The sequence below is a fragment of the Stutzerimonas stutzeri genome, assembly GCF_024448695.1.
Classification (GTDB): domain Bacteria; phylum Pseudomonadota; class Gammaproteobacteria; order Pseudomonadales; family Pseudomonadaceae; genus Stutzerimonas; species Stutzerimonas stutzeri_T.
This window is the reverse complement of sequence record NZ_JAMOHY010000044.1, coordinates 1-9,935: the sequence shown is the minus strand read 5'-3', so window position 1 is coordinate 9,935 and position 9,935 is coordinate 1. Positions and strand designations below refer to the sequence as shown.

Annotated in this window: 8 protein-coding genes; 1 reads left to right on the top strand and 7 read right to left on the bottom strand. The window is 62.2% G+C overall.

Annotation, left to right across the window (positions count from 1 at the left end; translation table 11 throughout):
- Nucleotides 1–40: 40 nt before the first annotated feature.
- From lysS to NAV32_RS17280, 7 genes are all read right to left on the bottom strand, one after another.
- Nucleotides 41–1,543, bottom strand: coding sequence for a lysine--tRNA ligase (lysS, locus tag NAV32_RS17310; protein ID WP_256054025.1), 1,503 nt, complete (start codon nt 1,541–1,543; stop codon nt 41–43).
- Between the two features lie 259 nt (nt 1,544–1,802).
- Nucleotides 1,803–2,898, bottom strand: a protein-coding gene (gene prfB, locus NAV32_RS17305) for a peptide chain release factor 2 (protein WP_256054024.1) whose coding sequence is annotated in 2 segments (ribosomal slippage) — nt 1,803–2,825 and nt 2,827–2,898 — 1,095 coding nt in all. Because the reading frame shifts where the segments join, the coding sequence is not laid out codon by codon here.
- A gap of 120 nt (nt 2,899–3,018) precedes the next feature.
- On the bottom strand, nt 3,019–3,747 hold the full coding sequence (locus NAV32_RS17300) for a tellurite resistance TerB family protein (RefSeq protein WP_256054023.1): 729 nt from the start codon (nt 3,745–3,747) through the stop codon (nt 3,019–3,021).
- Nucleotides 3,748–3,780: 33 nt separating this feature from the next.
- Complete coding sequence (locus tag NAV32_RS17295; protein ID WP_256054022.1) at nt 3,781–4,890, bottom strand: NADH:flavin oxidoreductase/NADH oxidase; 1,110 nt, start codon at nt 4,888–4,890, stop codon at nt 3,781–3,783.
- Nucleotides 4,891–4,968: 78 nt separating this feature from the next.
- Nucleotides 4,969–7,065: a molybdopterin oxidoreductase family protein gene (locus tag NAV32_RS17290; RefSeq protein WP_256054021.1), complete on the bottom strand. Its 2,097-nt coding sequence runs from the start codon at nt 7,063–7,065 to the stop codon at nt 4,969–4,971.
- Nucleotides 7,066–7,196: 131 nt separating this feature from the next.
- Nucleotides 7,197–8,912 (bottom strand): single-stranded-DNA-specific exonuclease RecJ, encoded by a 1,716-nt coding sequence (gene recJ, locus NAV32_RS17285; protein ID WP_256054020.1) that lies wholly within the window; start codon nt 8,910–8,912, stop codon nt 7,197–7,199.
- 62 nt (nt 8,913–8,974) lie between these two features.
- Nucleotides 8,975–9,514 carry a YaeQ family protein gene (locus NAV32_RS17280; RefSeq protein ID WP_256054019.1) on the bottom strand — a complete coding sequence of 180 codons (540 nt, stop codon included), beginning with the start codon at nt 9,512–9,514 and terminating at the stop codon, nt 8,975–8,977.
- Nucleotides 9,515–9,685: 171 nt separating this feature from the next.
- Between NAV32_RS17280 and NAV32_RS17275 the strand changes: the two genes are divergently transcribed.
- Nucleotides 9,686–9,904: a bacterioferritin-associated ferredoxin gene (locus NAV32_RS17275; protein ID WP_256054018.1), complete on the top strand. Its 219-nt coding sequence runs from the start codon at nt 9,686–9,688 to the stop codon at nt 9,902–9,904.
- Nucleotides 9,905–9,935 lie beyond the last annotated feature (31 nt).

Genomic DNA, 9,935 nt, shown 5'->3' with positions numbered 1-9,935 from the left:
CAAGGTGCGGGTTTTTCGTTCAGGCCGTGGCTTCGTCGACTCAGACTTCCGGACGCATGTGCGGGAAGAGGATCACATCGCGGATCGACGGCGAGTTGGTCAGCAGCATCACCAGACGGTCGATACCGATGCCTTCACCGGCCGTCGGCGGCATGCCGTACTCCAGGGCGCGGACAAAGTCGGCGTCGAAGTGCATGGCTTCGTCGTCACCGGCATCCTTCTCGGCTACCTGTGCATGGAAACGCTCGGCCTGGTCCTCGGCATCGTTCAGCTCGGAGTAGGCGTTGGCGATCTCACGTCCGCCGATGAACAGCTCGAAGCGGTCGGTGACATTCGGGTTGCGATCGTTGCGGCGCGCCAGCGGCGAGACCTCGAACGGGTACTCGGTGATGAAGTGCGGCTGCTCCAGCTTGTGCTCGACCAGCTCTTCGAAAATCATCACCTGCAGCTTGCCCAGGCCTTCGTGGCCGAGCAGCTTGGTGCCGGCCTTTTTGGCGATGGCGCGGGCCTTTTCCAGGTCGTTGAGATCCTCGGCACTGATGTCCGGGTTGTACTTGAGGATCGAATCGAACACCGACAGCCGCACGAAGGGCTCACCGAAGTGGAACACCTTGTCGCCATAAGGCACATCGGTGCTGCCGAGTACCGCCTGAGCCAGCTCGCGGAACAGCTCCTCGGTCAGGTCCATATTGTCTTCGTAATCGGCGTAGGCCTGGTAGAACTCGAGCATGGTGAACTCGGGGTTGTGCCGGGTCGAGACGCCTTCGTTACGGAAGTTTCGGTTGATCTCGAACACGCGCTCGAAACCGCCCACAACCAGACGCTTGAGATACAGCTCCGGCGCGATACGCAGGAACATCGGCAGGTCCAGCGCGTTGTGGTGAGTCTCGAACGGCTTGGCCGCGGCGCCGCCAGGGATGGACTGCAGCATCGGTGTTTCTACTTCGAGGAAGTCGCGCTCGGCGAGAAACTTGCGGATGTGGGCAATGACCTGCGAACGCACGCGGAAGGTGTGGCGGGTATCGTCGTTGACGATCAGGTCGACGTAGCGCTGGCGGTAGCGCTGCTCGGTATCGGTCAGGCCGTGGTGTTTGTCCGGCAGCGGACGCAGGGATTTGGTCAAAAGACGCACATGGGTCATGTTGACGTACAGATCGCCCTTGCCCGAGCGCGCCAGGACGCCTTCAGCGGCGACGATATCACCCAGGTCCCAGGTCTTGATCGCTTCCAGGGTTTCGGCTGGCAGCCCCTTGCGGTCGACATAAACCTGCAGGCGCCCGGTCATGTCCTGCAGCACCATGAAGGCGCCCCGGTTGAGCATGATGCGCCCGGCAATCTTTACCGGAATGGCCGCTGCTTCCAGCTCTTCCTTGCTCGTGTCGGCGTATTTCTGCTGCAGGTCGTTGCAGTAGCTGTCGCGACGGAAGTCATTGGGGAAGACGTTGCCCTTGGCGCGCTCGGCGGCCAATTTCTCCTTGCGCTGAAGGATCAGGCTGTTCTCTTCCTCTTGGATGGCGTGCTGGTTCAGCGGTTGTTCGCTCATAGTCAATTATTCCGGTCGCGCGGGTCATTTTTGACCCGTGAATGGCTAGCTAAATGTCAAAGGCTGTGCAGTCTGTAAGCGTAGAGCGCAGTTCAGGCCGGGCCGCGTAGGCAAGGCGAAAAACGGCGAGGACGCGGAGTTTACGTGCTGTAAATGAGCGGTACTCATTACATTCGCCCTCTCGGGCCGCCCTCCGGGCGTTCGGTGGCAAGCCACCGTCCGAGCCGTTTTTCAACGCAGCATGAACAAGCGCAGTAGCTTACAACCCCTGTTTGAGGCTGGCTTCGAGGTACTCGTCGATATCGCCATCCAGCACCTTGTCGCAGTCGCTGCGTTCGACGCCGGTACGAAGGTCCTTGATACGCGACGCGTCGAGCACGTAGGAGCGGATCTGGTGGCCCCAGCCGATATCGGACTTGGTGTCTTCCAGCGCCTGGGACGCGGCGCTGCGTTTCTGCATTTCCTGCTCGTACAACTTGGCCCGCAGCATTTTCATGGCGGTGTCCTTGTTGGCGTGCTGGGAACGTTCGTTCTGGCAGCTGACCACGGTGTTGGTCGGCACGTGGGTGATACGCACCGCCGAATCGGTGGTGTTGACGTGCTGGCCACCGGCGCCGGATGAGCGGTAGGTATCGATGCGCAGGTCCGCCGGGTTGATCTCGATTTCGATGTTGTCGTCGATTTCCGGCGAAACGAATACGGCAGTGAACGACGTGTGGCGGCGGTTGCCGGAGTCGAACGGGCTTTTGCGAACCAGGCGGTGCACGCCGATCTCGGTGCGCAGCCAGCCGAAGGCATACTCGCCCTTGATGTGCAGAGTCGCGCCCTTGATACCCGCGACTTCGCCTTCGGACAGTTCCATGATGGTGGCGTCAAAGCCGTGCTTGTCGGCCCAGCGCAGATACATGCGCAACAAAATGTTGGCCCAGTCCTGGGCTTCGGTGCCGCCGGAACCGGCCTGGATGTCGAGGTAGGCGTTGTTTGGGTCCATCTCGCCGCTGAACATACGGCGGAATTCCAACCCTTCGAGAATGCCGCGCAGACGGTCCAACTCGGCGGCTACGTCGTCGACGGCGCCCTGGTCGTCTTCTTCGACGGCCATGTCGAGCAGATCGCGAGAATCAGCCAAACCACTGTCGAGGTCGTCGATGGTTTCGACAATCTGCGCCAGCATGGCGCGCTCACGCCCCAGGTTCTGGGCGTATTCGGGGTTGTTCCAGACGTTGGGGTCTTCGAGTTCGCGGTTTACTTCGACGAGGCGATCATGCTTGTGATCGTAGTCAAAGATACCCCCGAATCGACAAGGTGCGTTCAGACAGGTCCTTGATGCTGTTGACGATCGGGTTGATTTCCATAGGTAGGCAGCTCTCAAACGGACGTTTCGAAAAGCCGAAGATTATAAACCCAGCGGGCCATCACTGACAGCCCGGACTGGATCGATGGCGCGAATGACTGAAGCAGATAAAGGGTGTGTTTCAGGCCGATATGCCGCGAACCTGATTCTCAAGCTCTGCCTTGAGCGCCTCGTCGAGTTTGAGCTGGCGAGCCAGCTCGTCCAGGTAGGCGCGCTCCATGAAGTGCTCTTCATCCACCATCAGCACACTCGCCAGATACATTTCAGAAGCCATCTCGGGCGACGTGGCGGCTGCGGCCACTTCGACCGGATCCAGCGGCTTGTTCAACTCCGCGTCAAACCAGCGCTGCAAGTCCACATCGGTGGTCAGCTTGGCCAGTTCTGAATCGATCATCTGGCGTTCCTGATCGTCCACGTGCCCGTCCGCTTTGGCCGCCGCAATCAGCGCCCTGAGGATGGCCTGGCTGTGCTCTTCGGCCTGCGCCGGAGGCAGGCGGTCGATCGTCATGGGTGCCCTGCTGGCTTGCGCCGCCGCACTGCCCTGCTGCGCCTGCCAGTTGCCATAAGCCTTGTAGGCCAACACGCCAAGTGCTGTCAGCCCCCCATAAGTGATGACCTTGCCACCCAGCTTGCGCGCTTTGCGATTACCCAACAGCAACCCCATGGCACCCGCGGCCAAAGCTCCACCACCCGCGCCGGACAGCAGATTACCCAGCCCACCGCTACCGCCTCCGGACAACAGATCACCCAAGCCTCCGCCCGACCCTCCAGCGGGGTTCGAGCCCTGTTTCTTTTGTAGAAGATCCTGGCCGGATTTCAGAAGCTGATCGAGCAAACCGCTGGTTTTCATGGGTAACTCCCTTAGGAAATGAGACGGTCGATATCAATCGGGCACGCCTGGAACAGGCCTGAGCGGCGTGTCGCGATGCGCGGCACGCACGTATTGTGGTGGCCAGGCGACCGAGCTGTCACGCAGGTCTTCTGCCGCGTGCAGCGGCCAGTAGGGATCACGCAGTAACTCGCGCGCCAGCAGGATCAGGTCGGCCTGACCGGTGCGCAGGATGTGCTCGGCCTGCACCGCCTCGGTGATCATCCCAACGGTGCCGGTCGCAATACCTGCCTCGCGGCGCACCCGCTCGGCAAACTGTGTCTGGTAACCCGGACCAACCGGAATCTCGGCGTTGGCGGCGGTGCCGCCGGATGACACGTCGATCAGGTCCACGCCGAGCGCCTTCAGCCGGCACGCCAGCTCGACGGTCTCGTCACTGTTCCAGCCGTCCTCGACCCAGTCGGTGGCCGACAGGCGCACGAACAGCGGCAGTTCGTCCGGCCACACGGCCCGTACGGCCTGGGTCACGTCCAGCAGCAGGCGGATACGGTTCTCGAACGAGCCGCCATAGGCATCCTGGCGCTGGTTGGACAGTGGAGAGAGAAACTGATGCAGCAAGTAGCCGTGCGCGGCGTGAACCTCGGCGACCTTGAAACCCGCCGCCAATGCACGCTCGGCCCCGCTCACGAACGCATCGACCACCGCGGCAATGCCAGACGCGTCCAGCGTCGTTGGCACGGCGTGTTGCGGATCGAAGGCTATGTTCGAAGGCCCGACCGGCACCCAGCCACCTTCAGCCACAGGTACGCTGCCGTGCTTGCCGAGCCAGGGTTGCCAAGTGCTGGCCTTGCGCCCGGCATGTGCCAGCTGGATGCCGGCTACCGAACCTTGCGCCTCGATGAAGCGGGTGATGCGGCGCAGCGGCTCGACGTGTTCGTCCGTCCAGATACCCAGGTCTTCCGGAGAAATCCGCCCGTCCGCAGTGACTGCCGTGGCCTCGACGATCACCAGCCCGGCGCCCCCGACAGCACGGCTGCCCAAGTGCACCAGGTGCCAGTCGTTGGCCATCCCTGCCTTGGCCGAGTACTGGCACATGGGCGAAACGGCAATACGGTTGGGGAGCGTCAGCTGACGCAGGGTGAGCGGCTGGAAAAGCTGTGTCATGGAAACCTCGACGGCGGTGAATGCGTTTTGGACATTCTTCAGTACAGCCTGTTTCAATGAAACTGCGCGGCGGTAACGCTAAGCCGCCTCCACCCACACCGGCACGCCATTGAGCGCCGCATTGCCTGACAACACGTCCAGGTGCCGCTCATCGGTCAGGTCATTGGCACTCGCACCAGGCAGTCGAGTGGCGATCTCCAGCTGGACACCCGGACGCCCATGTCCCCAGCCATGGGGCAAACTGACTACACCTGGCATCATTTCGTCGCTGGCTGCGACGTCCACCTCGATCATGCCAACCCGTGAACGAACCTTCACCCGCTGACCGTCGAGCAGCCCGAGTCGGTCCAGATCGGCAGGGTTCATCAGCAGCTGATGACGCGGCTTGCCCTTCACCAGGCGGTGATAGTTGTGCATCCAGGAGTTGTTGCTGCGCACGTGACGGCGACCGATCAATAGCAACTGACCGGTTGCCAGCGGCGCCGCGCAAGCGAAGCGCTGAATATCCCCCAGAAACAGCGGCGGTGCAGCCTGAACGTGGTGGCTGGCGGTCTTCAGACGAGCAGCCAGATTCGGCTGCAGCGGCCCCAGATCCAGACCGTGAGGATAGTCACGCAACCTGGACACGCTCAAACCAGACGCACTGCCGTCACCGTACGGCCCCGCACGCAGTCCACTATCAATGATCTGCTCGGGCGGCAGGGTCGGCTTGAGATCGGTCCCGATGCGCGCCGCGAAGGCTGTCGCCAGCCCGACGAAGATTTCCCAGTCATGCAGCGCGCCGGCGGGCTTGGGCAACACGGCTTCATTGAAGCGGGTGACGTTGCGTACGGCGAAGACGTTGAAGGTCGTGTCGTAGTGATCATGTTCCAGCGGCGCCGTCGGCGGCAGGATGAGATCGGCGTAACGGGTGGTTTCATTGATGTAGAAATCGACGCTGAGCATGAACTCCAGCCCGTCCAGCGCCTGCTCCAGCTGACGCCCATTGGGCGTGGACAGCACCGGATTACCGGCGACGGTGACCAACGCTCGCACCTGCCCTTCGCCCTCGATGAGCATTTCCTCCGCCAAGGCGGATACCGGCAGTTCGCCGCCGTATTCCGGCAGGCCAGACACCCGACTCTGCCAGCGATTGAAGTGACCGCCGGAGGTATTGGCGACCAGATCCACCGCCGGCTGGGTACAGAGGGCACCACCGACCCGATCAAGGTTGCCGCTGACCAGGTTGATCGACTGCACCAGCCACTGACACAGGGTGCCAAATGCCTGGGTCGAGATACCCATGCGGCCGTAGCAGACCGCCTTGTCTGCCGCGGCGAAGTCGCGTGCCAGCTGGCGAATCTGCTCCGCGGGCACACCGCAGCGCGGGCTCATGGCCTCGGCGGTGAACGGCCCCACTGCCGCACGGAGCTCGTCCACCCCCTCAACCGGCAAATGGCTGGTGCGAATCAGCTGCTCGTCAAACAGTGTATTGAGCAGCCCGAACAGCAGTGCGGCATCCTCCCCGGGCCGGACAAACAGGTGCTGATCGGCGATGGCTGCGGTTTCGCTGCGGCGCGGGTCAACCACCACCAGTTTGCCGCCCCGCGCCTGCAACGCCCGAATGCGTTTCTCCACGTCCGGCACGGTCATGATGCTGCCGTTGGATGCCAGGGGATTGCCGCCGAGGATCAGCATGAAGTCGGTGTGATCGATGTCCGGGATCGGGATCAGCAGGCCGTGGCCGTACATCATCAGGCTGGTCAGATGATGCGGCAGCTGATCGACCGATGTGGCGGAGAAACGATTGCGCGTTTTCAGCAGGCCGAGGAAGTAATTGCTGTGGGTCATCAGCCCATAGTTGTGCACGCTTGGGTTGCCCTGATAGACCGCTACTGCATTGTTGCCGTGGCGCTCGCGGATATCGGCCAGGCGCTCGGCGGCCAGGGTGAAAGCCTCCTCCCACTCGATGGCATGCCACTCGCTGCCGACCCGGCGCATCGGTTGGCGCAGGCGGTCGGGGTCGTTCTGGATGTCCTGCAGGGCGACTGCCTTGGGACAGATGTGGCCGCGACTGAAGCTGTCCTGGGGGTCGCCCTTGATCGACAGGATCTGCGCATTGCGGGTTTCGATGCTCAGACCACAGATGGCCTCGCACAAGTGGCAGGCACGGTGGTGCAAGGTCGATTCGCTCATCGCTGGCTCCGGAGGATTGTTGTTGTAATCCAATCACTCTAGGCCCGGCCTCAACCGGCCACAATCAACCACGCCGTGACAAATGCCTGTCGATTCAGCAGACCGATCATTTACCTGCCAACGGCCATCGCTCAACGCGCGGCGATATGCGCCACCAGCAACTGCACGCTCTCGCGACCGCGAAACTCGTTGACGTCCAGCTTGTAGGCCAGATCGGCCCAGCGCACGCTGGGGTTGGGCCATAGGTCGCGGTCGATGTTGAAGGCGATGCCATCGAGGCTCAGCGAGCCGCACTCGCTCCTGAGCACCATCTTCAGGTGTTTCTCACCGACCAGACGCTGTTGAACCAGCTGGAACACGCCATGGAACATGGGCTCGGGAAAATGCTGACCCCAGGGCCCGGCATTACGCAGCGCCCTGGCCAGCTCAAGGTGAAACTCCTCGACGCTCAGCTGACCGTCAGTGAGCAGACGACCGGTGAGGTCGTCTTCGCAGAGCTGGCGGCGGACTTCGGCGTCAAACGCGGCAGCGAAGGCGCTGAAGTTTTCCTGCGGCAGTGAAAGGCCCGCCGCCATCGCATGCCCACCGAACTTACTGATCAGCCCCGGGTGACGCGCAGCCACGGCATCCAGCGCATCGCGAATATGAAAGCCCGGCACCGAACGTGCCGAACCTTTCAACTGCCCGTCCCCGGCATCGGCAAAGGCGATGGTCGGCCGGTGATAGCGCTCCTTAAGCCGGGAAGCGAGGATGCCGATAACGCCCTGATGCCAGTCCGGCTCGAACAGACAGAGCCCGAACGGCATGTCCTCGACAGGCAGGTCCTTGAGCTGGGCCAGCGCCTCGCGCTGCATACCCTGCTCGATGCCCTTGCGATCCTGATTGAGCTGATCGAGCTGAACAGCCATGTCCCGCGCCAGGGCCTCGTCTTCGCAGAGCAGGCATTCGATACCCAGCGCCATGTCGTCCAGCCGCCCCGCCGCGTTCAGCCGCGGCCCGAGGATGAAACCCAGATCCGTCGAGGTGATGCGGCTGTGATCGCGTCCGGCGACTTCCAGAATCGCGCGCAAACCCGGTCGCGCTCGCCCCGCCCGGATCCGCGCCAGGCCCTGATGCACCAGGATGCGGTTATTGGCGTCCAGCGGCACCACGTCGGCGACACTGCCCAGCGCCACCAGATCCAGCAGCTCGGCCAGGTTCGGCTCAGCCCAGCCATTACGGATGAACCAACCCAGCTCGCGCAAACGCGCGCGCAGCGCCAGCAGCACATAGAAAATCACCCCGACGCCGGCGATGCACTTACTGGGAAAGGCACATTCGGGCTGGTTGGGGTTGACGATCGCATCGGCTGCGGGCAGCTCCGAACCCGGCAGGTGATGGTCGGTCACCAGCACCTTGAGTCCCGCCGCCTTGGCCGCTGCGACGCCATCGACACTGGAAATACCGTTATCCACAGTTACCAGCAAATCGGGCTGACGCTGCAACGCCACCGCGACGATTTCCGGTGTAAGGCCATAGCCATACTCGAAACGGTTGGGCACCAGATAATCCACATGAGCAGCGCCCAGTTGGCGCAAGCCCAGCACGCCGACCGTACTGGCAGTGGCGCCGTCTGCATCGAAGTCGCCGACAAAGAGGATGCGCTGGCGCTGCTCGAGTGCCGAAACCAGCAATTCGACTGCCGCGTCGATCCCTTTCAGCTGTCCGTAGGGAATCAACCGTGCCAGCCCCTTGTCCAGCTCGCTCGCTGACTGCACGCCACGCGCGGCATACAGGCGCGTCAGCAGGGGCGGCAGATCCCCCAGGTCAGGCAGTTGTGCAGGTAGAGGACGGGGTTCGATGCGCATGGAGTAGAGAGTCTCGAATCGGGATGGCTTGAACTGGGAACGGAGGCGAGGCCGGGTTGCGTTCAGCGCTCCCCCATCAGCCAGCTCAACGCCACCTCGAACTGGCCACGCTCGTCGGTAATGAACAGGGTTCCATCGCTGATCATCACGCCCCACTGGATACTGCGCGGCAGGTTCGAGACCAGATCGGCCAGCGTTTCCGACTCGATAGCGGCGATGGACAGATTCTTCAACCCCTTCACCGCATCGGGCACCTTGCTCTGCCAGACCCGCAGGTTGCCGTAGGCCACCAGGCTGGTGCGCTCGGCACGTCGTGAGCACCAGGTCAGGCGTTCGGCGTCCGGCTGCCCGACTTCAATCCAGTGCAGCACGCGGCCATCCAGGCTTTTCTCCCACAGGGCCGGCTCGTCGATATCCGACAATCCGCGACCGAAGGCCAGTTGCTCGCTGTACCAGAGGGCGTAGGCGATCAGCCGGATACCGAGGCGCTCCTCGGTTTCGGAGGGATGGCGCGCCACCGTGAAACGGACGTTTTCATAAACGCCGCGATCCAGATCGGTGAGATTGAGTTCGACTTTATAGGGCGTGGCTTGCAGGGCCATGTACGGGACTTCCGGGTACGCGAAAAGTCGGCAAGTCTACTCCGAAAGCGGGTCGGACACGACGCCGCGATCATCCTGTGCGTCATCCGTAAACGGCAGTAAAATCTGCGTTGACAATCATTCTCATTCTGTTTAGCATCCCGGCATCAACAGACCTAACGGGTAGTTCTTATGTACGTCTGCCTTTGCCAAGGTGTCACCGACGGCCAGATACGCGAAGCCATTTATGAAGGTTGCTGCAGCTACCGGGACGTTCGCGAAACGACCGGAGTCGCTTCCCAGTGCGGGAAATGCGCCTGCGTCGCCAAGCAGGTTGTTCGTGAAACACTGGGCAATATTCAGTCGGCCCAGGTCGGACTCGCCTATCCTGCAGGCTTTGCGACTGCATAGATACCTGGATTTTCTGCAAAAGCCGGGCACT

What these genes read in the sequence shown, in the direction of transcription:
- lysS (WP_256054025.1), bottom strand. Translation starts at nt 1,543, where the DNA reads ATGAGCGAACAACCGCTGAACCAGCACGCCATCCAAGAGGAAGAGAAC.
- NAV32_RS17300 (WP_256054023.1), bottom strand. Translation starts at nt 3,747, where the DNA reads ATGAAAACCAGCGGTTTGCTCGATCAGCTTCTGAAATCCGGCCAGGAT.
- NAV32_RS17295 (WP_256054022.1), bottom strand. Translation starts at nt 4,890, where the DNA reads ATGACACAGCTTTTCCAGCCGCTCACCCTGCGTCAGCTGACGCTCCCC.
- NAV32_RS17290 (WP_256054021.1), bottom strand. Translation starts at nt 7,065, where the DNA reads ATGAGCGAATCGACCTTGCACCACCGTGCCTGCCACTTGTGCGAGGCC.
- recJ (WP_256054020.1), bottom strand. Translation starts at nt 8,912, where the DNA reads ATGCGCATCGAACCCCGTCCTCTACCTGCACAACTGCCTGACCTGGGG.
- NAV32_RS17280 (WP_256054019.1), bottom strand. Translation starts at nt 9,514, where the DNA reads ATGGCCCTGCAAGCCACGCCCTATAAAGTCGAACTCAATCTCACCGAT.
- NAV32_RS17275 (WP_256054018.1), top strand. Translation starts at nt 9,686, where the DNA reads ATGTACGTCTGCCTTTGCCAAGGTGTCACCGACGGCCAGATACGCGAA.